Below are 22257 nucleotides of genomic sequence, written 5' to 3' on the forward strand. Positions count from 1 at the left end.
AGGCGCCTAAGGCGCCGTGGGCGGGGCCGGTTTCTCGGCTTCGACAGGCGCGGCTGGGGACGAAGGAGCGGGTGCGGCCTTTAGCACCGCCACCATGTGCAGCGCCAGGGTTTCGTACAGCGGCCGCGCAATCAAGCGCGAGATCAGGCTGGCCAACATGGCAGCCGCCATCAGGCTGAGCACCAGCGCGTGGCCGTCAATCATTTCCATCACGATGATGAAGGCCGTCAGCGGCGCCTGCGTCACCGCCGCCAGGAAGGCGGCCATGCCAATGGCAATCAGCGCGGGGGCGATGTCTGCGCCCATGAACAACGAGACGTTGTGGCCCACACCCGCGCCAATCGACAGCGAAGGCGCAAAGATGCCGCCCGGCACGCCACACCAGGCGGTCAGCCAGGTGGCCATGAACTTGAGCGTGACGTACATCGACGGCACATCGGCCTCGCCCTTGAGCATGTGCTGCACGGTCTCGGAGCCAGCGCCAAACGTCGCGCCGCCAGTCGACAGGCCCATCACGGCAATCATCAGGCCACCCGCAGCAGCAAAGCGGATCGGAAAGCGTGCGCGCAGCAGGTTCAGCCTTTCGGGGGCGCCGGTGAGCGAGGCCGCCATCACCTTGGCAAACAGCCCGCCGAGCGCACCGCAGGCCAGCACTACCAGCAGACCGGGCACCAGCGCGTTCCAGTTCAGCTCGGGCACGACGATGACGCCGTAGTAGCTGCGGTTGCCAAAGAAGGACACGCCGATCAGGCCGGCCAGCACGATGCCGGTGATGATCAGCCCGCTGCTGCGCGATTCCAGCCGGCGGGAGAGCTCCTCGATGGCGAACAGCACGCCTGCCAATGGCGCGTTGAAGGCGGCGGCAATGCCGGCTGCACCGCCCGCCACCAGCAGCGCGTGGTCGCTGATGCCCGACTGCGGCCCGAGCCAGCGCCGCGCGTGCTGCATCACACCGGCGGCAATCTGCACGGAAGGGCCCTCGCGTCCCACCGAGAGGCCGGCGAAGAAGCTGGCCGCCCCGAGCACCAGCTTGGCCACCGTCAGGCGCAGCGACACAAAAACCGACCGCTCTTGCTCGCTGACTGCGGGGTCCAGCGCCGCAATCACCTGCGGGATGCCGGAGCCCGCCGTGGTCGGCGCAAAGCGGCGCGTCGCCCAGACGATGGCTGCCGTCCAGGCCGGCACCCACAAGAGCACTGCCCAGCCGCCCTGCCAGTGATAGACGCGCTCGAAATAGGCAAACGCGAGGTTGGTCAGAAAGGTGAACGACACCACGCTCAGACCGGCGATGGCAGCATAGGCCAGCACCACCGTGCGGTCCAGCCACATGCGCCCGTTGGAGAGCTCGTGGCGCAGGTTCTGCAGGATGTCGGGTTGAGGGCGGTGCATGGGAGGGGTGGCGAGCTTGCCTGCGGCTGCGATGCTGAGCCACGTTTCTGATTTCATTGTGGCATGCATGCCTTTGCGTAGCCGCTTGCGGCACAATGTCCGGCTCGATTGCGCTGGGCGCAGCGCGCCATTTCCAACCCCCCCTTCCTGCAGGCCCCACCATGGCATCCGTGAACAAAGTCATCATCGTCGGCAACCTGGGCCGCGACCCCGAAATGCGCACCTTCCCCAATGGCGACAAGGTGGCCAACGTCACCATCGCCACCACCGACAAGTGGAAAGACAAACAGTCGGGCGAGATGCGCGAAGCGACCGAATGGCACCGCGTGGTGTTCAACTTCCGGCTGGCAGAAATCGTCGAGCAGTACCTGCGCAAGGGCTCACAGGTCTATGTGGAAGGGAGCCTGCGTACGCGCAAGTGGACCGACCAGGCCGGCGTTGAAAAGTACACCACCGAGATCCGCGCCGACAGCATGCAGATGCTGGGCAGCCGTGCCGGGTCTGGTGGCGGGCAAGGCGGCGGCTACGAGGATGGCGGGCACGGCGCACAAGGAGGCGACGGTGGTGGCTACGAAGCCCCGCGCCGCGCCGCGCCGCCCGCGTCGCGCGCTCCTGCTGCCCGTCCCGCCCCGGCGCCAGCGCCGCGTGCGGCGTCGGGCTTTGACGACATGGACGACGACATCCCGTTCTAGAAGCTACTTTTTATGATTCGTTCACAACGGGCCCAAAACCACTGTGTTTTGGGCCCTTTTTCTTGTCGACGCGGCTTCTCGCCGCTCGGGGCAAGCAAGAGTCATGGATGTCCTGCACAACGCCACATGCGAGGGTGTCGTGCGAATCGGGATGGGATGACAGGCGCGTTGTGCCGCCAATAGGCGTAGCTATTGGATTTTCTGCCGAGTTCGTGGCGAAGCAGGCGGCGGTTTTCTCAGCCAATGATCACATCGCAAAACCGATGCTGGCAATGAACATGGCGCTTGCCTCTTTTCGTCGTATGAAAGACTCCATCGGGCGGGGAACGTTGCATTTCCCGCCCTTTTCAGATGTTCAGATGAAGCCTGTCTCTCAGTGCGGCATCTTGATGGCTTTCCAGCCAGCATGGTCGAAGTGCTTGCCGTAGGCGTTGGCTGCCTGGGCCACCTTGACCACGCCGGACGCGCGCTGCTTCTCGCCTTCCTTGCCCTCGGCTGCTTCCACGCCGCTCATGAGGTCGGCCACGATGATGTGAAGCTGCTCGTCGGCCGCAGGCTCGAGCTTGCAGTTCTCCACGATGTAGGCGACCTGCGCCGCAATGCCCTTGCTGAAGGCCTCGTAATCGGCGACCTTGGCTTTGCCCGAATGGGCCTTGGGCAGCGTCTGTGAGACGGATGCGTGGATGGTCGACATGGCCTGGCGCAGCGCATCGTCGGTGCCCCACTTCTTGCCTGCATTGAGTTCGAGCTTGTGGGGGCTGGACTTGCCATGGTCATGGGCGTCGGCGGCGGCCAGCGCAGCGAATGGGGAAGAAAGAGCCACAGCCAGCAGCAGAGCGAGGGGTGATTTCATGATCAGACTCCGGTAGTTAAAGGACTTTGGGGCACCCTGTTGCGGGGGCCTTGCTGTCTTCAACGAACCTGGCATCGGAATGTTCCCTTTATTTTTGGGCTTTTCCTGCCAGGCAGATCAATCGCGATGCAGCAGTTCTTCCTCCGTGCTTTCCTGGGAATAGCGGTGCAGCAGCAGGTCCATCAGGCGCTTGCGCTGCTCTTCGTCCAGCACGCTGCGCTCGGCCAGCAGCTGCGCGATGACGCGCTGCTGCTGCGCCTCCTGCAACGCCGCAATCGCGGCCTGTTCGGCATCGATGGCTTTGCGGTCCGGTGCAGCAGCAAAAATGTGCCGCACAAGGGTCTCGCGGTGCTGGCGGATGTCCTGCCAGTTGGCGGCCAGTTCCTGCAAAAAGGCTGGCTCCAGCGCCTGCCATTGGGTGCGCTGATCGGGGGTCAGTTTCAGGTAGTCCTGCAAATTCAGGTGCTGGGGCTGCGCCGCGATGTCTACCGGTCGAGGAGGAGAAGGGCGGATGACGAGGGCAACGACAATTCCCAGATTCAGGGCCAGGGAGGCGGCCAGCAGGTAGCGGGTCCAGGCGGGGCGGTTCATGGCATTCCTTTCGACAGGCGGCAAAGCTCTGCGGCAGCGCACAGTCCGCCCGGAGGCACCGGGTCGAACACGCGCGCGATAGAGACGGGGGTCGCGACACTCGCGCTGCCTCCCCCGAGCAGCAGACCACCGAGCCAGACACCCGAGGCCAGCGCGATGCCAGCAGTCAAACCGGCGGGCATCCAGCCGGACGCACCCCACAGCGCAGGCCATGGCCGCTGGCGACGCTGCGGCTGGCGTTGCAGGCGGCCCTCCAGACGGGATGCGAGGTCGAAGCCCAGGGTTGGGGACGGCAAGGCGTGCAGGGCTTGCTGCAATGCCTGCACATCTTCCAGTTGCTGCTGACAGATGGGGCAGACCTCCAAGTGCTGGCGGAAACGGGCGCACTCGGCTGGCTTCATCATGTGGTCTGCGTAGGCAGACAGTTCTTCGTGTCGGGGGCAAGTCATGCTATTTCCTCCTGTCAGCGCGGCATTTTGTCCAGCAACCCGGTGCGGGCGCGGGCGATGCGTGATTTCACGGTCCCCAGGCTGATGTCCAGGATCTCAGCGATATCCTCGTACGACATCTCCTCGATTTCCCGCAGCAGCAGGATTTCTCGGTGTTCCGTGGGCAGTCGGGCCAGCGCACGTTCGAGTCCATGGAAGCGCTGCACCGTCTCCAGCACCGCATCGGGGGTGGGCGCAGGGTCAGGGATACCGAGATCCTGCTCATCTTCCAGCGCTACGAACTCAACCAGCTTTCTGCGTCTCAGCCAGTCAAAAGCCTGGTTGCGCGCAATGCGGAACAACCAGGTGGTAAAGCGCGCATCGGGCCGCCAGCGCGCCAGTGCCTGGTAGGCGCTCAGAAAGGTTTCCTGGGTCAATTCCCTGGCATCGTCCGGCGAGCGCGTGAGGCGTACAAGAAAGCGGTAGATGCGATCCTGGTAGCGCGCCACCAGCTCTGAAAACGCCGCCGCATCGCCCCGCTGCGCACGGGCGATGCAGGCTTCGTCGTCGAGGTGGCTGAGGGCTCTCATGGTTGTTGCCAGTGTCAACGAACGGGGCGGACAAAGGTTCCATGGTTTTTTCCGCCAGGGAAATGGGCCGATCGCGCTGAGCGATCCGGACCATCTGCAGGGCGTGGTTCCACCCTGCAGATCGGCGCTAGCCCAGGTTGCCGATCGCAATCCGGCTGGCGTGCTGGGCTGCGGCTGCGTCAGCGCGGACCGATTCGCGGCTGACGACGGACACGGTACCGGTCGCCGGTGAGACGCTGTAGTCCTTGAAGTGGGGGGCCGCAAGAATGGCTTCTGCACGAACCGTATCCCGGTCGCGGTGCGATGTGAGTCTGGCTTCGAAATCCAGGCCGTAGAGGTCACCTTGGGACACGGCTTGGGGTACTGCCGCGGCCATTGCCTGTACGTTCGAAGTTGCTGCAAGCGAAGCCAGGGGTGCGGAGGCAGCGGCTGCCAGCAGAAGGAGGCGGAGAGATGGCATGGTTATTTCCGGTAGTTAAAGGGTCTGGGGTCAGGCATGTGCCCGGCCCTGTTTGCTTCAACGGTTTCCCGCCAAGATGGTTCCCACGCTGGCGACATGATTCGCATGCGGCCTGCCGACTGACGACATCTACTGAAGGGTAGACGCCGTGTCCGCACTGCAATCGCAGGCCGCTTGAGCGGTCTAAAAAAAGAAAGGCACCTGAACCTGAGCACGCATCAACTGCGTTTACATCAGAGTGCAGTAGCTATAAAACGAATAGCAGCTAACGCTTTATGGATAAGCGCTAGAGGCTATTTTCATCAAATATTCTGCTGCACCGTCACGCCGTGGTGCCAGCAATCACGCCGCCACCCAGGCAAACCTCGCCGTCGTACAGCACGGCGCTCTGGCCCGGAGTCACCGCCCATTGGGGCTCGGCAAAGCGCAGTGCGACGCCGCCAACGTCCACACTTTCGAGCGTGCAATCCGCGTCCAGCTGGCGGTAGCGAGTCTTGGCGGCGTAGGGACCAGGGGCGGGGGCGTGGCCCGCGCACCAGCTCAAGTCTTGCGCCACGAGTTGGTGCGACAGCAGCCAGGGGTGATCGTGCCCCTGCACCACGCGCAGGGTGTTGCTCTCCAGCTCCTTGCGTGCCACGAACCAGGGAGCATGCTCGCCGGCGCCGCGCTGGGCGCCCTTTTCTTTTACGCCACCAATGCCCAGGCCCTGACGCTGGCCCAGCGTGTAGAACGACAGCCCCACATGCTTGCCCAGTGTGCGGCCCCGTTCGTCCTGGATGGGTCCAGGGGCATGGCTGATGTAGCGGTTCAGGAATTCGCGGAATGGCCGTTCGCCAATGAAGCAGATGCCTGTGGAATCCTTCTTTTTCGCGTTCGGCAGGCCGATCTCCTGCGCAATGCGGCGCACCATGGTTTTTTGCAACTCGCCCACTGGGAACAATGTCTTGGCGAGCTGGGCCTGGGTCAGGCGGTGCAAAAAGTAGCTCTGGTCTTTGCTGACGTCCAGACCCTTGAGCAGCTCGAACAGGCCGGTCTCGCTGCTCGGGCGCACCCGTGCGTAGTGGCCCGTGGCAATCTTCTCTGCGCCCAGGCGCATGGCATGGTCCAGGAAAGCCTTGAATTTGATCTCGGCATTGCAGAGCACGTCAGGGTTCGGGGTGCGACCCGCCTCGTACTCGCGAAGGAACTCGGCGAACACGCGGTCTTTGTACTCGGCGGCGAAATTGACATGCTCGATCTCAATACCAATGACATCCGCCACGGCGGCAGCATCGACGAAGTCGACATTGGACGAGCAGTACTCGCTGTCGTCGTCATCTTCCCAGTTCTTCATGAAGATGCCGACCACCTCGTGGCCTTGTTGCTTCAGCAGATACGCAGTGACAGCCGAATCGACCCCGCCCGAGAGGCCAACGACGATGCGCTGGCGCGGACCTGCGACTTTAGACAGCGACATGGGTCAGTACGCTGGCGTCGGTGTGTACCAATTCCAGTGCATAGCGTTTGCCGGCCAGGTAGTCCTCAATGCACTGCAGCACCAGCGGGCTGCGGTGGCGCTCCTGAGTGGCACGCAGCTCGTTCGGCGTGAGCCAGACGGTGCGCACGATGCCGTCGTCTAGGGGACGCCAGGCGTGGTGCGCGCCCAGCGTGCCGGTGAAGGCGAAGCGCAGGTAGGTAATGTCGTCGCCAGTGCGCGTGCGCGTGAAGCGGTTGAGGTAGATGCCAACCAGGAAAGTGGGCGCGAAATCGTGCGCGGTTTCCTCCAGCACCTCGCGCGCGCAGGCGTCCACGGGCGACTCGCCGGGGTCGAGGTGCCCGGCCGGGTTGTTGAGCCGCAGGCCGTCGGTAGTTTCTTCTTCGACCAGCATGAAGCGACCGTCTTGCTCGATGATGGCAGCGACGGTGACGTTGGGTTTCCAGCGATTGGGCATGGCGGGGATTATCGTGAACTGGCTTGGCTGCTGCTTGGTGTGAGCCAGCGCAGGGCTTTCTATACTTGGGCCACGCGTCCATTTGAAGGGCGTGGCAGGAGGTGACGCATGGCTTGGCATACGTGGTTGATCTATCTGGTCGCGGCGGTGGGCCTCTCGCTCACGCCCGGCCCCAACAGTTTGCTGGCGCTGACCAACGGCGCGCTGCACGGCCACCGTCGCACGCTTTGGACGGTGGCGGGTGGGGCTTTGGGCTTTGTGGCGGTGATTGCGCTGTCGATGCTGGGTATTGGCGCACTGCTCCAGGCGTCCGCCAGCGCGCTGCTGGTGCTCAAGTGGGTGGGTGGCGCCTACCTGGTGTGGCTGGGCATTCAGCTTTGGCGCGCGCCGCCGCTGCAGCTCAAACCCAGCGCGGACGCACCCTTTCCGCGCCGCAGCCAGCTGTTTCGCCAGGGGCTGTTTGCTGCGGTATCCAACCCCAAGGCGCTGCTCTTTTATGGCGCCTTCTTGCCCCAGTTTCTCGACCCGGCGCGCAGCCTGTTGCTGCAGTTCGCGGTCATGGCGGCCACGTTTGCGGTGATCGAGTGCGTGGTCGAAATGCTGCTGGCTCGCATGGCGCACCGCATCCGCCCAGCGCTGGAGCGCTATGGCAAGCGCTTCAACCGCGTCTGTGGTGGTGCGTTTGCTGCCATGGGGGTGGCACTGCCGATGACGCGCTGATCACGCCAGCGTGCGCAGCATGTACGCCGCGTCGTTGCCATAGGCCGCCAGGCGCTGTTGCTGCATTTCGTCGCGCAGAGCGTGCACGCGATAGCCGTGGCGCTCCCAATACCGTTTTGATCCCTGCACTGCCACCAGCGCCGAGCGCGTGAGGCCGCGCGCCACCGCGTCGCGCCAGACCGGCGCCAGCAGTGCCTGCGCCAGACCCTGCCCGGCCAGCGCGGGCAGCACGGCCAGGTCGTGCAGGTACAGCGTGTCGGGTGCGTCCGACGCCTCGAAGTCGCCGTGCAGCGGCGTGACATGGTCCGCGACCGAGTCGTAGGCTGCCAGATAGGCGCAGGGTTGGCCTGCGCGCTCCAGCACCAGTGAGCATTGGGCTGGGCTGGCCGCGCGGCGCGCCACCACCGCCGCGCTTTCGATGTACGCCTCGCCATAGCAGGCGCGCTGCACGGCAAGCAGGCCAGGCAGGTCCGTGGCGATGAGCGGTCGCACGAGGTGGCGCATGGGCGATAGGCGCGTGGCAGGATGCAGTTCTTATGCCGTATGCAGCAAAAGGAGCCGCAAGGCTTGCAGCGCGCCGCGAGCCTATCATTTTGCCCCTGCCGACCAGGCCCTGCGCCATGCTCGGGCAGTCGGTCCGCGCTGGCGGGCGCCGGGCGCGGAACTCTTGGGCCGCGCTGCCCTTCCCACGGTTCAAAGGAGCGTATCCATGAACAAACCCCTTGACCTCCCCGAACTCGACCATCCCGCTCCCGGCGCGGTCGCCATCCGGCGCGCGCTTCTCAACCATTTGATCTACACCGTCGGCAAAGACCCGCTGACCGCCACCGACCGGGATTGGTTTTTCGCCTCCGCCGCGGTCTTGCGCGAGCGCATGATCGAGCGCTGGATGGAGACCATGCGCAGCTACTACGTGCAGGACCGCAAGCGCGTGTACTACCTGTCGATGGAATTCCTGATGGGCCGCAGCATGATGAACAGCATGCTCAACATCTGCTGCGAAAAGGAGTTTCAAGACGCTCTGGACGACCTGGCCGACGCGGGCCTCAAGCCGGAGAGACTGCGCGAGATGGAGCACGACGCGGCGCTCGGCAATGGCGGGCTTGGCCGCCTGGCCGCGTGCTTTCTCGATTCCATGGCCACGCTGGGGGTCGCGGGCTACGGCTACGGCATTCGCTACGAATACGGCATGTTCCACCAAAGTATCGAGGGCGGCCAGCAGGTCGAGCACCCGGACAACTGGCTGCGCTATGGCAACCCGTGGGAGTTTCCGCGTCCCGAGGTGCTCTATCCCGTGCAGTTCCATGGCAGGGTGGTCGACTATGTCGACAACCACGGGCGCAGGCACAGCCAATGGGTGGACACGTCCGAAGTCATGGCCATGGCCTACGACACGCCCATACCCGGCTACGCCACGGGCACCGTGAACAACATGCGCCTTTGGGCAGCGAAATCGAGTCGCGACTTCGACCTGAACTATTTCAACGAAGGCAATTACATTCGGGCGGTTCAGGACAAAAACGAGTCCGAGAACCTCTCCAAGGTGCTCTACCCCAGCGACTCGACAGAAATGGGGCGCGAGCTGCGCCTCAAGCAGCAATATTTCTTTGTCTCTGCCTCGCTGCAGGACATGCTGTACCGCTTTGCAAAATCGAACCTGCCGCTCGCGCAACTCCCGCAGAAGGTGGCGATTCAGCTCAACGACACGCACCCGTCGATAGGCATCGCGGAACTGATGCGCATCCTGCTCGACCTGCAACAGCTCGACTGGGAGCGCGCCTGGGGCATCACCGTGCGCACCTTTGCGTATACCAACCATACCTTGATGCCCGAGGCCCTGGAGACTTGGCCGGTCGCGCTGTTCGAGCGCGTGCTTCCGCGCCACCTGCAGATCATTTATGAAATCAACCACCGCTTCCTGAAGGACGTGATGCACCGCTACCCGGACGATCCGTCCCTGTGGCGGCGCGTGTCGCTGATCGAGGAAGGCAGCGAAAAGCGTGTGCGCATGGCGCATCTGGCCGTGGTGGGCAGCCACAGGGTCAATGGCGTGGCGCAGATCCACACGCGCTTGATGAAAGAGACGATCTTTGCGGATTTCCACCGTCTGTGGCCGGACAAAATCGTGAACATGACCAACGGCGTCACGCAGCGGCGCTGGCTCCACCAGGCCAATCCAGCGCTCTCCGACCTGCTCAGCAGCCGCATTGGCAAGGGCTGGCTCAAAGATCTGTCCAAGTTGCGCGAACTCACGCCGCTTGCGCAGGACGCGCCATTTAGGGCCGCGTTCGCCCAGGTCAAGCTTGCCAACAAGTCCCGCCTTGCGCAGTTGATCCTGCAGCGCCAGGGCCTGGAGGTGGACCCGCGCTCGATGTTCGATGTGCAGGTCAAACGCATCCACGAATACAAGCGGCAATTGCTCAACGTGCTGCACGTCATCACCCTCTACAACCGCATTCGCGAGGGCGCCGACGTCCCTGCGCGCACCGTGATTTTTGCCGGCAAGGCTGCCCCGGCCTACCACATGGCCAAGCTCGTGATCCGGCTCATCAACGACGTGGCCGACGTGGTCAACAGCGATGTGCAGGTGCGCGGCCTGCTCAAGGTCGTGTTCATTCCGAATTACGACGTTTCGACAGCAGAAGTGATCATTCCCGCTGCCGATCTCTCCGAGCAGATATCCACCGCAGGCACGGAAGCGTCTGGCACGGGCAACATGAAGCTGGCACTCAACGGCGCGCTGACCATCGGCACGCTCGACGGCGCCAATGTCGAAATGCGCGAGGAAATCGGCGCAGAGAACTTTTTCATTTTTGGCTTGACTGCGGACGAGGTCGCTGCGCAGCGCGCGGCGGGCTACAACCCGTGGCTCCATTACGACAACGACGCGCAGTTGCAGCAGGTGCTCCACATGCTGCGCGACGGTTATTTCAGCCCCGACGAGCCGGGCCGCTACAAGGCCGTGTTCGACGCCCTGACCTACGGGGGCGACCGCTTCATGCTGCTGGCCGACTACGCTTTGTACGTGGCGTGCCAGGAAGCGGTCAGCGCCTTGTACCGCGACCCCGAAGCCTGGACCACGCGTGCCATCCTCAACGTCGCAGGCATGGGAAAGTTTTCGTCCGACCGCGCGATTGCCCAGTACGCCAAGGGCATTTGGAACGTCTAGAGAGGGGCATCGGCCATCGGCAGGCACAGCCGCAGGCGCGCACCGCCCAGGGGCGAGGCCAGGGCCTGCACGCTGCCGCCGTAGGTCTCGGCCAGTGCGCGCACGATGTCCAGGCCCAGGCCGGAGCCGGGGCGCTGCTCGTCGAGCTGCACGCCGCGCTCGAACATGTGCTCGCGCTCTGCCTCGGGAATGCCGAGGCCATCGTCGTCGACGGTGAAACATAACTGGCCATCCACACACTGCACATCAACCACGACGCGCTGGCGCGCCGATTTGCCGGCGTTGTCGATCAGGTTGCCCAGCAGCTCGTACAGATCTTGCTCTTCGCCGCGGAAAGCCACGGCCTGCGCCTCGGGTGCGAGTTCAAACGACAAATGGCGCTCGGCATACAGGCGCTGCATGGTGCGCAGCAGCGCGCGCACCGGCGGGAGTACCGGCGTACTGAGGCCCGTGGCGCGCACGGCAGCGGCGGCGCGGGCACGTGCCAGGTGGTAGTCCACTTGGCGGCGCGCGGTCGCCACCTGGTCCTGCACCAGCAGCGCCAGTGGGCCGTACTCCTGCGCGGCCGCATTGGCCAGGATGGACAGCGGCGTGTGCACGGCATGGGCCAGGTTGCCGGCCTGGGTGCGGGCGCGCTGCACCATGTCGGCGTTCTCGCGCAGCACGTGGTTGAACTCATTGACCAGTGGCTGCAGCTCTTGGGGAAAGCGGCCTTCAAGTTGCCCGGCGGCGCCGCTGCGCACGGCAGCCAAGCGCGCGCGCAGCAGCTGGAGCGGCCGCAGCGCCAGTTGCAACTGCACCGCCACCGCCAGCGCCAGGCCCAACGCCAGCAGGCCCAGCGCGATCAGCAGCATGTGGGTAAAGCGCTGCAGGGGTTCGGCCAGCAGGGCTTTGTCGCCCGCCACCACCAGGCGCAGCTGCGGCGCATCGTCTTCGGGCAGTTGCAGGGTGCGTGCCACGGCCAGCAGTTCATGGCCCTGCGCGTCCTGCAGTGGCAGCACGCTGAACCCGCTGGCAGGGTAGGAATTTGGAGCGTCAGGCAAGCGCAGCACCTGGTCCCACAGCGAGCGCGAGCGCGCCACGCCCGCCTGGGGCGTCGCACCCAGCTGGTCAATCTGCCAGTACAGACCCGACAAGGGGTGTGCCAGGCGCGGGTCTGCCGCCATGGGGCTGACGCTGACGCTGCCGGGTGGGTTCCAGTCGACCGAAGCACTCAGATGGTCGAGCTGCATGACCAGCTGCGCCTGCAATTGCTGTGTGACGTGGTCCTGAAACAGGGCGCGCAGGCCCCAGCCGACCAAGGCAATGGCCAGCAGCATCCAGGCCAGCGTGCCGGCCAGCAGGCGCAGGCGCAGCGACCTCGCTTTCACACCGCGAGGCCCACGTCGATGAGCCGGTAGCCCAGGCCTCGCACGGTCTCGATGCTGCCGGCAGGCAGCTTTTTGCGCAGCCGGCCGACGAAGACTTCAATGGTGTTGGAATCGCGGTCGCTGTCTTGCGGGTACAAGTGCTCGGACAGCTCGGTGCGGGACAGCACTTCGCCCTTGCGCTGCATCAGCTGCGACAGCAGCTTGAACTCGTGGCTGGTCAGTTGCAGCGGCAGGCCGTCCACCAGCACGCGGGCCTGGCGGGTGTCGAGCCAAATGGCCCCGCATTGCCATTGCGCGCTGCTGTGTTCACCCACGCGCCGAAGCAACGCGCGCAGGCGCGCCAGCAACTCTTCCATGTGAAAGGGTTTGGCCAGGTAGTCGTCGGCACCGGCGTCGATACCGGCCACTTTTTCATGCCAGGCGCTGCGCGCGGTGAGGATGAGCACCGGCATGGTGCGCCCCGCCGCGCGCCAGCGGCGCAGCACCGACAGGCCATCGAGTGCGGGCAGGCCCAGGTCGAGCACCACGGCGTCGAAGTCCTCGACCTCGCCCATGTAGTGCGCGTTGACGCCGTCGCTGGCGCTTTCCACCGTGTGCCCGGCGGCCGTGATGGCGCGCACCAGCTGGTCGCACAGCATGGGTTCGTCTTCAACGACGAGGATGCGCATCCTTGTCCCCTCCGCGTTCCTTGCGCTTGATTTCCAGCACCTTGCCGTCGACGGCATCGACCTTGAGTTTCACCATGCGGCCGTCGCTCTGCAGCAATCGAATCTTGTAGAGGAAGCGCCCATCGTCCTGCTCGAACTCCACCTTGAGTGCTTGCCCCTGGTAGTCGCGTTCCACTTTTTCCAGCACGGTACGCAGCGGCAGCACCCGGCCCTGTTCGAGCGCCTGGCGTGCCAGTTCATGAGACCCGTGGTCGTCGGCGCGCAGCACAGGGCTTGCGCCAAGCAACAGCAGCGCCAGGCACGTGAGGGCCAGGCGGCGAAGGAAGTGTGCAGTGCAAATGACCATAGGCCAGCTTTGTACGCCAGAGGCGATGAACAGAGGATGAATGCGCCTTTCAGCTTGGGTTCAAACGGCATTTTCCACAATGCCCTGAACCGAAAAAGGAAGGACCTCATGCGTAGCAAAGTGGCACTGGGAATCTGGTTGCTGGGCATCAGCCTGGCATGGATGGCGGTCGCGCCGGCCAATTTGGGGGTGTCGCCCCTGGTCGATGCGCAAGGCGCCGCCGTGGGCTGGTGGCAGCTGCGCCAGCATGTGATTTACGTGAGCGGGCTATGGAGCATCGGCCTGATGGCGCTGGTCATGCTGCTGGCCTTGCGCCTGCCGCTGTTTGACCGCCTGCTGGGCGGCATGGACCAGGTCTATCGCCTGCACAAATGGGCGGGCATCGGCGCCGCCCTCACTGCCATCGTGCACTGGGGCGCCAAGGAATCGAGTGGTTGGATGAAAGCCCTGTGGGGCCGCGCTGGCAGGCCTGAGCACGACGCCGTGCTGCCCTGGTTGACCGATGCCCGCGGCTTTGCCAAAGACCTGGGCGAGTGGGCCTTCTACCTGCTGCTGGCCATGGTGGTCCTCACGCTGATTTCACGCTTGCTGCCCTACAAGCACTGGCGCATCCTGCACCGCGCCATGCCGGTGCTGTTCCTCGCGCTGGTGCTCCATACGGTGGCCTTGATGCCGCTCACCTTCTGGGCGCTGCCTCTGGGACTGCTGATGGGTTCTCTGCTGGCGCTGGGCAGCCTGGCCGCTGTCTGGTCGCTGGCGGGTTGGGTGGGGCGCTCGCGCAGCCATGCGGCGCGCATTCAGGCAGTCACCGTGCTGGGCGATGCGCCTACGGGCGCGCCCGTCGAGGTGATCTGCGCCATGCCACCGAGCTGGCCGGGGCATCGCGCGGGACAGTTCGTCTTTGTGCGCTTTGACGCTGCGGAAGGCGCCCACCCCTTCACCATTGCCAGTGCACCGCACGCGCTGGGCAACACCCCCGAGGGCGAGCCGCTGCTGCGCCTGGTGATCAAACCGCTGGGCGACTACACCCGCACCGTGCACCGGCGCCTGCACGCCGGACAGCGCGTGGACATCGAAGGGCCGTACGGCCGCTTTCATGGCAAGGGCTCGCGCCGCCGCCAGCAGGTGTGGGTGGCGGCGGGCGTGGGCGTGACACCCTTCTTTGCGCTGCTGGAGGCCCGCCAACCCGGCAGGTCCAGCAAGGGCCGTGACCCCGCCGCCGTGCACATGCACTACTGCACACGCGACGCCCGGCGCGACCCGCTGCTGCCGCGCCTGCAAGCCTTGTGTGCGCAGGCCCAACCGCCGGTGCCGCTCACGGTGCACAACGAGGCCGAGGGCCAGCGCCTCACGCCAAGGGACTTGCAAGCCGAACCCGGTCCCATGGATATCTGGTTCTGCGGCCCCCAGGGCCTGGGCGACGCCCTGCACCAGCACGCACGCGGCCCCAGCCGCTGGCGCCTGCACCGTGAATCGTTTGCCATGCGTTAACTTGTTGAAAAGGAGCCCCCATGAAACACCATCCCTTCCTGCGCAGTGGCTTGCTGGCACTGTCACTGGGCCTGGTAGCCCTGCCGACATTTGCCGATGACGACTGCGATGCGCCGGTAGAGCGCTGGCAATCCCGCGAAGCGGTACGCCAGATGGCGGACCGGAAAGGCTGGCAGATCCAGCGGCTGAAGATCGACGACGGCTGCTACGAGATTCGCGGCACCGACCGCCAGGGCCGCAGCTTCAAGGCCAAGATCGACCCGGAAACTCTGAAGGTGTTGAAGCTCAAGCAACGGGACCGCAAGCGCGACCGGGAGCGCGGCCGTGACCGTGAGCACGCCGAGCCGCAACCGGGCGGCGCTGCCGCCCCATCGCCCCTGTTCGCCCCTGGCACCGCGCCGCGCGGCCAGATCGAGTAAACCCTTTTTTAATCGGAGCAACCCTATGTCCAAACCTCTTTTGACCGTTTTGGCCGCCGCCTGTGCGCTGGCCGTGCCCGCCCTGGCGCACAGCCGCCAGGTCACGCTGACGACCCAGCTCAAAAACTATGGCGGCGACGGCGCCTACCTGGCCGTGTACCTGGCCGATGCCAAGGGCGCCTATGCCGGCACGCTGTGGGTGGCCGGCGGCAAGGCCAAGTACTACAAGCACCTGTCCGACTGGAGCCGCCTCTCGGCCGGTGACGCCAAGCGCCTCAATGGCGTGACCGGTGCCAGTGTGGGCGCGGGGCGCACGCTCAAGGTGACGGCCGACCTGGCCGATGCACTGATGGATGCGGGCTACGAAATCCGCATTGACGCCGCCGCAGAAGACATGCGCGACAGCCCGTCGGAAGTGCGCGTACCGCTGACCACCGGCAACGCCGGCAAACCGCAGGCCGGCAAGCAGTACATCCAGTCCTTGACCTTCCAACTTCAGTAATGGCGCGCGTGGGCTGGAAGGCCATCCACCGCTGGCTGGGTCTGACGGCAGGCGCCCTGGCCCTGGTGCTGGGCCTCACCGGCGCCATCCTGGCGTTCGACCCGGTGCAGCAATCGTGGCAGGCGCCTGCGGCGCCCGGCGATCTGTCGGTGGCCACGCTGGTGGAGCGCGTGGCGGGTACGGTGCCGGGGATTGAGGAAATCCGCCATCTGCCCTCCGGCGCCATCGTGGTGTTCAGCTTTAGCGGCGACCAGGCGCAGGCGCATTACGTGGACCCGGCCGATGGTCGGGTGCTGGGCGCCTGGCAGCCTTCGGCGCTGCCGCGTTGGGTGAAAAGCCTGCACCGCTCGCTGCTGCTGGGCGACGCCGGGCGCTGGGGTGCGGCGGGTATTGCGCTGGCTATGGGCTTGATATGCATCTCGGCCCTGGTTCTGCTGCTGCGCCGCATGGGTGGCTGGCGGCGCCTGGGCGCGCGGGTGCGGGGCTCGCTGGCACAGCGCATCCACGTCGTCACCGGTCGGGTGGTGCTCGCGGTGCTGTGCCTGACATCCCTCACCGCGCTCACTATGAGCGCCTCGACCCTGGGGCTGGTGACTTTGGACGCCGGGACCGAGCCCGATGTGGTCTCTGTGGTCACTGGCCAGACCGCCCTGCCTGGGGCGCAGCTCTCTGCGCTGCAAAACCTCGCCGTCCGGGACTTGCGCAAGCTGAATTTCCCCGACGCTTCCGACCCCGAAGACATCTGGAGCGTCGCCACTCTTCAGGGTGAAGGCTGGGTGGATCGCTACTCCGGGAACATGCTGGCCTGGCAAGACGCCACCTTTGCACAGCGCATCTACGACTGGGCTTTGGTGCTGCACACCGGTGAGTCGGCTTGGCCCTGGGCCGTGGTGCTCGGGCTCGTGGGGGCCAGCGTGCTGCTGTTCTGGCTGTCGGGCGTGGTCATCTGGTGGCAAGTACGCAGCCAGACACTGCAGATCACCGGCAACAGCCCGCTGGCACAGGCTGACGTGCTTATCTTTGTCGCCAGTGAAGGCGGCAGCACCTGGGGTTTTGCCCAGGCGCTGCAGGATGCGCTGATCCACAGCGGGCACCGCGTGCATACCGGCGCCCTGGAGCATTTCCAGACCGCGCCCGCCACGCGGCAGGTGTTCGTGCTCGCCGCCACCTATGGCGAAGGCCAGGCCCCGGCGCACGCCAAAGACGCACTCGAGCGCATCGCAAAATTGACCACCAGCGCCGTGCCGGTGACGGTGCTGGGCTTTGGCGACCGGCAGTACCCGGCCTTCTGCGCCTTTGCCGAGGCACTGGAGCAGACCCTGCGCGCGCGCGGCTGGCCTGCGCTGCTGCCGCTCGAATGCATCCACCAGCAATCGAGCCAGCAGTTCACCCGCTGGGGCCAGGCACTGGCGCAGGCACTGGGCGAACCCCTGGTGCTCGACTATGTGCCGCGCGTTCCGTCCACCACCGCGCTCACGCTTGTAGCGCGCCAGGGCTACCGAGAGCACAGCGACGAGCCCACGGCCATCCTGCGCTTTGCCTGGCCCGCGCAGGGCGGCGGCGCCCGCCTGGGGCACTTTGCGGCGGGCGATTTGGTGGGCATCCTGGCGCCTGGCTCGGCCGTGCCGCGTTATTACTCGCTGGCGTCGGGCTCGCAGGATGGGTTTCTGGAAATCTGCGTGCGCCTGTTGCCGGGTGGCCTGTGCTCTACGCATTTGCTGGGCCTGCAACCGGGGGACAGCATTGCCGCTTTCATCCGCTCTAATCCCGGTTTTGCACTGCCGCGTACACGCCGCCCGGTGCTGCTGATCGGGGCGGGCACGGGCGTGGCGCCGCTGGCCGGTTTCATCCGTCGCAACGATCGGCACACACCCATGCACCTGTATTTTGGGGGGCGCGATCCGGCGCAGGACTTTTACTTTGGCCCCGAAATCCAGCGCTGGTTGGGCGAAGGGCGGCTGGCAAGTGTACAGACGGTGTTCTCGCGCATCCCCGAAGGCGGTGGTTATGTGCAGGATGCCCTGCGCCGCGACGCCGAGCGCGTACGCGCACTGCTGGCCCAGGGTGCCCTGGTGCGCGTCTGCGGCAGCCGCGCCATGGCCAAGGGCGTGGCCGAGGCGTTGGACGCCATCCTTGCGCCGCTGCACTTGAGCGTGGCGCAGCTCAAAGCAAAAGAGCGCTATGCCGAAGATGTCTTCTGACGCTGCCGCGCCCTGCCAGCGCGCCACCCTGCACGGCCCGACCATGGGCACGCGCTGGTCTGCCAGCGTGGACTGTGACGCCGCTCTGGACCTGGACGCCCTGCGCCAGAACCTTGCTGCGGCGGTGCAGCAGGTGGACGCGCAGATGTCCCCCTGGAAGCCGGAGAGCGACCTGGTGCGCCTGAACCGCGCACCCGTGGACGCCTGGGTGGACCTGCCGCCTGAAATTCTGGAAGTGCTGACCTGCGCCATGGACATTCACCGCCAAAGCGCAGGCGCGTTTGACCCCTGCGTCGGGGCGCTGGTCGATGCCTGGGGTTTTGGTGCGGTGCGCGATGCACCCGACGCCGCAGCGATCCACACCGTGCGCCAGGCTGCGCCGTGCCCGATGCGCGAGAGCCTGGAGATCGACCCTGCAGCAGGCCGCGCCCGCAAGCGTGCTCCCGTGCAGCTCGATCTGTGCGGCATTGCCAAGGGCTATGCGGTGGACCGCATGGCTGCCGTGCTGCAACAGCACGGAGTGCGCCATGCGCTGGCGGCGCTCGATGGGGAATTGCGCGCCGTGGGCCACCAGGCCAGCGGTGCGCCCTGGGCGGTGGCGCTCGAATCGCCCGAGGCCGGGCGCCGCGCGGTACGGGGTGTGATCGAGCTGCAGGACCTGGCCGTGGCCACCTCGGGCGACTACCGGCACTACATGGAGGTGGGCGATGCGCGCCTTGCGCACACCATGGACGCGCGCCGCGCTGCGCCGGTGAACAACGCCGTCGCCTCGGTCACCGTGCTGGCGCACACCTGCATGGAGGCGGACGCCTGGGCCACCGCCCTGCTGGTGGCCGGCCCCGGCGAGGGCCTTGCCCTGGCGCAGCGCAGAGGGCTGGAAGCGCTGTTTCTGCTGCGCCGCCCCGAAGGGCTGGTGGAGATGGGGCTGGGGCGGTTCGGCGCATGCGGCGCACGGCCAAGCCTTGCATGAACGACAGTGCAACATGCCGTTCAGCAGCGATTCATCAGCGCAAGCGCAAACTGTGCACACAGTCGCCAAGGACTGCATACCTACGCAAAGGAGATCACCATGCAACCGACCGCACTTCTCGCCTCCATCGCCCTACTGGCAGCGGCCATCAGCGCCCCTGTGCTAGCAGGTGATCGCGACAAACGAAGCGACCGCCAGCACGCGTCAGAGACGCGCGCTGCAGATACCGGGTTTGACCATCGGATGAAGGTGGTAGCCAACGACGCTGCTCCTGATTCACCCGCCTATGGCTGGCGCTATTTCACCGATCCAACAGATCCTCGTGCGGTTGTGATCAGTCCGCAAGGCGACTACTACTACAGCCGGGGCAAGGGCCTGCGCTGGATCGCGGCAGAACAAAGCTGAGCGCTGCTCAGCGCGTCACGTCAATCACCACGCGCCCGCGCACCTGCCCCGCCAGAATGGCGCCTGCCAGTTCCGGCAGGCGGCTCATGGGCTCTACGGTGGTGATGGCTTCCAGGTGCGCCGGGTCCAGATCGCGTGCCAGGCGCTGCCACGCGGCGTGGCGTGCAGGCATCGGCGCCATCACCGAATCCACTCCCAGCAGCGCCACGCTGCGCAGAATGTGCGGCAGCACGGTGGCAGGCAGGTCCATGCCACTGGCCAGGCCGCAGGCTGCAGCACCCGCGCCGTATTCCATTTGCGCCAGCACGTTGGCAAGGGTGGTGCTTCCTACCGAATCCACGGCGCCCGCCCAAGTCTCACGTTGTAGCGGACGCACCGGACCTTGCAGAGTGGCGCGGTCAATAAATGCACTGGCGCCCAAACCCCGCAGATAGTCGTGGGTTTCGGGCCGGCCAGTGGAGGCCGTGACGTGGTAGCCGCACTTGGCGAGCAGGCTGATCGCGACCGAGCCCACGCCGCCCGCAGCGCCGGTCACCAGCACCTGGCCCCTGCCCGGCTGTGCGTGGCCCCAGCGCTCCAGTACATCGACGCACAGCGCGGCGGTGTAGCCGGCGGTACCAATGGCCATGGCCTGCAGGGGTGTGAAGGCATCGGGCAAACGCAGCAGCCATTCGGCTTTGACCCGCTGGTACCGCGTAAAGCTTCCCCAGTGCGTTTCTGACAGGCCAAAACCGTTGAGCACCACCGGATCGCCCGCTTTCCACAGCGGCGAACGCGACTCGATCACCGTCCCCGCGAGGTCCACGCCTGCCACCATGGGCAGGCTGCGCGCCACCTTGTTGCGGTTGCCTGAAAGCGCCAATCCGTCCTTGTAGTTCAGGGCCGAGTACTGCACCTCAACCAGCACATCGTCGTCCGGCAGGTCGGCCAGGCGGAGTTGCCTGAAGACGCTGCGCGCCTTGCCCTCGTGCTCTTCAATGACCAGGGCGGTGAAGGTATCGGACATAGAAGGTTCTCCTTCGCAAAACGGTCATGCTACCTGCGCTGTGCATCGGATGCAGCGGCGGTGACGGTGGCTGACTGATACGGTGGGAGCGCCCAGGGCTTGTTAAGCTCGCTCCAATGCACTGGACCACCGTTGCTGTGCTCGTGATCGGATGCCTGCTCTTTCTGGCCGGCTATCTGCGCCTGATCACCGACGACAAGGGCCACGTCCATCTCAACAACTACCGCCTCACCGGTGGCCTCGGCAAGGTCCTCACCGGTTTCGGCATCGGCCTGCGCGAGTTGCTGGCGCGTGAATGGACGGATGAGTCCTTGTCCGCCGCCCTGATGCTCGGCGGTGGTTTTTTTGCCGCACTAGACATCATGGTCGCCGCCAGAAGGTAGGCGGCCGGTCTCCACCATCGTAGATTGCGTCCAAGGACGTAGCGCTACATGCTGTGACTTGCGTCGTCAGCAACACAAGGAGACCGACCATGAAAGAGCGTAGCAAGATTCATGTGGGCTTGGACGTCCACAAGGACAGCATCAGCATCGCAGCGGCCGAGTCCGGCCGAATGCCTGGGCGACTAATAGGCAAGGTCACGCACGATGTGAACAAGCTGCTCAAAGTGCTGGCCAAGGTCGGCAACGCCGATCAATTGCACATCGTGTACGAGGCCGGGCCTACCGGCTTTGGCCTTCAGCGTGCCTTGCACAGCAGGGGCTACCTGTGCGAGATCATCGCCCCCTCGCAGATCCCGCGACGTCCAGGCGATCGAGTCAAGACCGACGGGCGTGACAGCGTTCAATTGGCCGAGTGCTCTCGAGCTGGCCAGCTGAGCGCCGTATGGATTCCCGAACCAGAAGACGAAGCGATCCGTGACCTCTCACGGGCACGCGAAGACGCGGTCAACAGCCGCGTCCAGGCCCGCCACCAACTCAAGGGCTTTCTCCTGCGTCACGACGTGCGCTACACCGGCAAGACCTCGTGGTGCGGCGCCTACTACCGCTGGCTAGGGACGCTGAACTTTGGCGTTGGTGCCGCGCAGACAGCGTTCACTGAATACTGGCAAGCCGTCACCGCTGCAGATGATCGCGTTGAGCGCTTGACCAAGGCGTTGGAGAGCTCAATCACTGGCTGGCGCTTTGAGCCGGTGGTTGGTGCGCTGCAGGCACTGCGCGGTGTCGCCGCGATCACGGCGATTGGCCTGGTGGCAGAGATTGGAGACCTGGGGCGCTTTGCCCATCCACGCAAGCTCATGGGCTATCTTGGACTGACTCCGTCAGAACATTCCAGTGGCGAGCGCACAAGCCGCGGCAGCATCACCAAGACGGGCAACGCGCATGCACGCCGGCTGCTTACCGAAGCTGCCTGGAACTACCGTTTCAAGGCGCGCATCGGCAAACAAGCGCAGATTCGACAACAAGCGCTGTCCGAGCCGATACGAAGAATGGCCTGGACGGCGCAGTTGCGGCTGACACAGCGCTTTGCTGCGTTGAATGCGCGTGGCTTGCAGGTCAACAAAGCCTGCATAGCAGTTGCAAGGGAGCTGGCAGGCTTCATCTGGGCCATCGGCATGCAGGCGCAGCGCGAGCATGGTCAGGCAAACTGAAAGGACATAACACGCAACAGGATCGATCTGGCGATGCGATACGAGCAACGATAGGGCAACCCTCGGAACTCCTATAAGGGCACCGCAAGGCAGATCCCCGACCCTAGAGCGAGGCAGGCCCGCGACGAATCGATGAAGTGCTGGTAACCAATCCGCGGATATGAGTCTGATTCATCGTCGCTGCAAACGCTCGTGTCGTATCACCTGATCGATCCTGAGATCACACCCAGAACCAGACACTGCCAGTATTGACAATGGCGACCATATGAGGTGTCTGGTTGTCTTGAGATAGCGGTCACCGGTTTCGGCATCGGCCCACTCAGGTCACGCCGCCGCCCACAAGCCCCATGCTGTCCCGACGGGCAAACGCCAGGCGGGTGTTCGTGGGCATGGGAAGCGCGCGTTGACACTCTCAGTTGGATGGCTTCATGCGCCTGCCGATGGCGCGCTGCGTCCTATCTATCG

Annotated in this window: 24 protein-coding genes; 11 read left to right on the plus strand and 13 right to left on the minus strand. The window is 65.2% G+C overall.

Going from position 1 to position 22257, the window contains the following annotated elements; genetic code table 11:
- Positions 1-6: 6 nt before the first annotated feature.
- Positions 7-1389 carry a chloride channel protein gene (locus tag C6571_RS07685; RefSeq protein ID WP_106448109.1) on the minus strand — a complete coding sequence of 461 codons (1383 nt, stop codon included), beginning with the start codon at positions 1387-1389 and terminating at the stop codon, positions 7-9.
- A gap of 161 nt (positions 1390-1550) precedes the next feature.
- On the opposite strand from C6571_RS07685, the gene ssb reads away from it, so the two are divergent.
- Positions 1551-2081 carry a single-stranded DNA-binding protein gene (ssb, locus tag C6571_RS07690; RefSeq protein ID WP_106448110.1) on the plus strand — a complete coding sequence of 177 codons (531 nt, stop codon included), beginning with the start codon at positions 1551-1553 and terminating at the stop codon, positions 2079-2081.
- A gap of 373 nt (positions 2082-2454) precedes the next feature.
- On the opposite strand, the gene C6571_RS07695 is transcribed toward ssb, so the two are convergent.
- From C6571_RS07695 to C6571_RS07725, 7 genes are all read right to left on the minus strand, one after another.
- Entirely contained in the window at positions 2455-2934 is a 480-nt protein-coding gene (locus C6571_RS07695; RefSeq protein WP_106446161.1) for a hypothetical protein, read from the minus strand.
- A gap of 117 nt (positions 2935-3051) precedes the next feature.
- The gene (locus C6571_RS07700; protein WP_106446162.1) at positions 3052-3525 is read right to left on the minus strand and encodes a Spy/CpxP family protein refolding chaperone; all 474 of its coding nucleotides are present in this window, start codon (positions 3523-3525) and stop codon (positions 3052-3054) included.
- Positions 3522-3974, minus strand: coding sequence for an anti-sigma factor family protein (locus tag C6571_RS07705; RefSeq protein WP_106446163.1), 453 nt, complete (start codon positions 3972-3974; stop codon positions 3522-3524). Before C6571_RS07705 ends, C6571_RS07700 begins: the two co-directional genes overlap by 4 nt.
- Before the next feature lie 14 nt (positions 3975-3988).
- Entirely contained in the window at positions 3989-4543 is a 555-nt protein-coding gene (locus tag C6571_RS07710) for a sigma-70 family RNA polymerase sigma factor (protein ID WP_106446164.1), read from the minus strand.
- 127 nt (positions 4544-4670) lie between these two features.
- Positions 4671-5003, minus strand: a complete 333-nt coding sequence (locus tag C6571_RS07715) for a DUF4148 domain-containing protein (protein ID WP_146139320.1) — start codon at positions 5001-5003, stop codon at positions 4671-4673.
- Between the two features lie 322 nt (positions 5004-5325).
- On the minus strand, positions 5326-6459 hold the full coding sequence (gene mnmA, locus C6571_RS07720) for a tRNA 2-thiouridine(34) synthase MnmA (RefSeq protein WP_106446166.1): 1134 nt from the start codon (positions 6457-6459) through the stop codon (positions 5326-5328).
- Entirely contained in the window at positions 6446-6934 is a 489-nt protein-coding gene (locus tag C6571_RS07725) for an NUDIX hydrolase (protein WP_106446167.1), read from the minus strand. The genes mnmA and C6571_RS07725 overlap by 14 nt, the downstream gene beginning before the upstream one ends.
- A 108-nt stretch (positions 6935-7042) precedes the next feature.
- Between C6571_RS07725 and C6571_RS07730 the strand changes: the two genes are divergently transcribed.
- Positions 7043-7654 carry a LysE family translocator gene (locus C6571_RS07730; protein ID WP_106446168.1) on the plus strand — a complete coding sequence of 204 codons (612 nt, stop codon included), beginning with the start codon at positions 7043-7045 and terminating at the stop codon, positions 7652-7654.
- On the opposite strand, the gene C6571_RS07735 is transcribed toward C6571_RS07730, so the two are convergent.
- Entirely contained in the window at positions 7655-8158 is a 504-nt protein-coding gene (locus C6571_RS07735) for a GNAT family N-acetyltransferase (RefSeq protein ID WP_106446169.1), read from the minus strand.
- Positions 8159-8363: 205 nt separating this feature from the next.
- On the opposite strand from C6571_RS07735, the gene C6571_RS07740 reads away from it, so the two are divergent.
- Positions 8364-10823 carry a glycogen/starch/alpha-glucan phosphorylase gene (locus tag C6571_RS07740; RefSeq protein WP_106446170.1) on the plus strand — a complete coding sequence of 820 codons (2460 nt, stop codon included), beginning with the start codon at positions 8364-8366 and terminating at the stop codon, positions 10821-10823.
- On the opposite strand, the gene C6571_RS07745 is transcribed toward C6571_RS07740, so the two are convergent.
- The 3 genes from C6571_RS07745 to C6571_RS07755 are packed head-to-tail and all read right to left on the minus strand — an operon-like array spanning position 10820 to position 13207.
- Positions 10820-12142 carry a sensor histidine kinase gene (locus C6571_RS07745; protein ID WP_106448111.1) on the minus strand — a complete coding sequence of 441 codons (1323 nt, stop codon included), beginning with the start codon at positions 12140-12142 and terminating at the stop codon, positions 10820-10822. The genes C6571_RS07740 and C6571_RS07745 overlap by 4 nt on opposite strands.
- Positions 12143-12189: 47 nt before the next feature.
- Entirely contained in the window at positions 12190-12861 is a 672-nt protein-coding gene (locus C6571_RS07750) for a response regulator transcription factor (protein WP_106446171.1), read from the minus strand.
- Positions 12842-13207: a PepSY domain-containing protein gene (locus C6571_RS07755; RefSeq protein WP_106446172.1), complete on the minus strand. Its 366-nt coding sequence runs from the start codon at positions 13205-13207 to the stop codon at positions 12842-12844. Before C6571_RS07755 ends, C6571_RS07750 begins: the two co-directional genes overlap by 20 nt.
- A 108-nt stretch (positions 13208-13315) precedes the next feature.
- Here C6571_RS07755 and C6571_RS07760 point away from each other — a divergent pair, with 108 nt between their 5' ends.
- The 6 genes from C6571_RS07760 to C6571_RS07785 all read left to right on the plus strand — a co-directional run bounded on the left by C6571_RS07760 (position 13316) and on the right by C6571_RS07785 (position 19195).
- Entirely contained in the window at positions 13316-14698 is a 1383-nt protein-coding gene (locus C6571_RS07760) for a ferredoxin reductase family protein (protein ID WP_106448112.1), read from the plus strand.
- Between the two features lie 20 nt (positions 14699-14718).
- Complete coding sequence (locus C6571_RS07765; RefSeq protein ID WP_106446173.1) at positions 14719-15117, plus strand: PepSY domain-containing protein; 399 nt, start codon at positions 14719-14721, stop codon at positions 15115-15117.
- A 25-nt stretch (positions 15118-15142) separates the two neighbouring features.
- Entirely contained in the window at positions 15143-15619 is a 477-nt protein-coding gene (locus tag C6571_RS07770; protein ID WP_106446174.1) for a DUF2271 domain-containing protein, read from the plus strand.
- An 8-nt stretch (positions 15620-15627) separates the two neighbouring features.
- Complete coding sequence (locus C6571_RS07775) at positions 15628-17820, plus strand: PepSY domain-containing protein (protein WP_170094818.1); 2193 nt, start codon at positions 15628-15630, stop codon at positions 17818-17820.
- Positions 17801-18790, plus strand: a complete 990-nt coding sequence (locus tag C6571_RS07780) for an FAD:protein FMN transferase (RefSeq protein WP_106446176.1) — start codon at positions 17801-17803, stop codon at positions 18788-18790. The genes C6571_RS07775 and C6571_RS07780 overlap by 20 nt, the downstream gene beginning before the upstream one ends.
- Positions 18791-18889: 99 nt before the next feature.
- Positions 18890-19195, plus strand: coding sequence for a hypothetical protein (locus C6571_RS07785; RefSeq protein WP_106448113.1), 306 nt, complete (start codon positions 18890-18892; stop codon positions 19193-19195).
- Between the two features lie 7 nt (positions 19196-19202).
- On the opposite strand, the gene C6571_RS07790 is transcribed toward C6571_RS07785, so the two are convergent.
- Positions 19203-20201 (minus strand): MDR family oxidoreductase, encoded by a 999-nt coding sequence (locus C6571_RS07790; protein WP_106446177.1) that lies wholly within the window; start codon positions 20199-20201, stop codon positions 19203-19205.
- Positions 20202-20317: 116 nt separating this feature from the next.
- Here C6571_RS07790 and C6571_RS07795 point away from each other — a divergent pair, with 116 nt between their 5' ends.
- Both C6571_RS07795 and C6571_RS07800 read left to right on the plus strand, forming a co-directional pair.
- Positions 20318-20584: a hypothetical protein gene (locus C6571_RS07795; protein ID WP_106446178.1), complete on the plus strand. Its 267-nt coding sequence runs from the start codon at positions 20318-20320 to the stop codon at positions 20582-20584.
- An 89-nt stretch (positions 20585-20673) separates the two neighbouring features.
- A complete protein-coding gene (locus tag C6571_RS07800; RefSeq protein WP_106446092.1) occupies positions 20674-21792 on the plus strand; it encodes an IS110 family RNA-guided transposase in 1119 nt (372 codons plus the stop codon).
- Positions 21793-22257 lie beyond the last annotated feature (465 nt).

The organism is Simplicispira suum (assembly GCF_003008595.1).
Classification (GTDB): domain Bacteria; phylum Pseudomonadota; class Gammaproteobacteria; order Burkholderiales; family Burkholderiaceae_C; genus Simplicispira; species Simplicispira suum.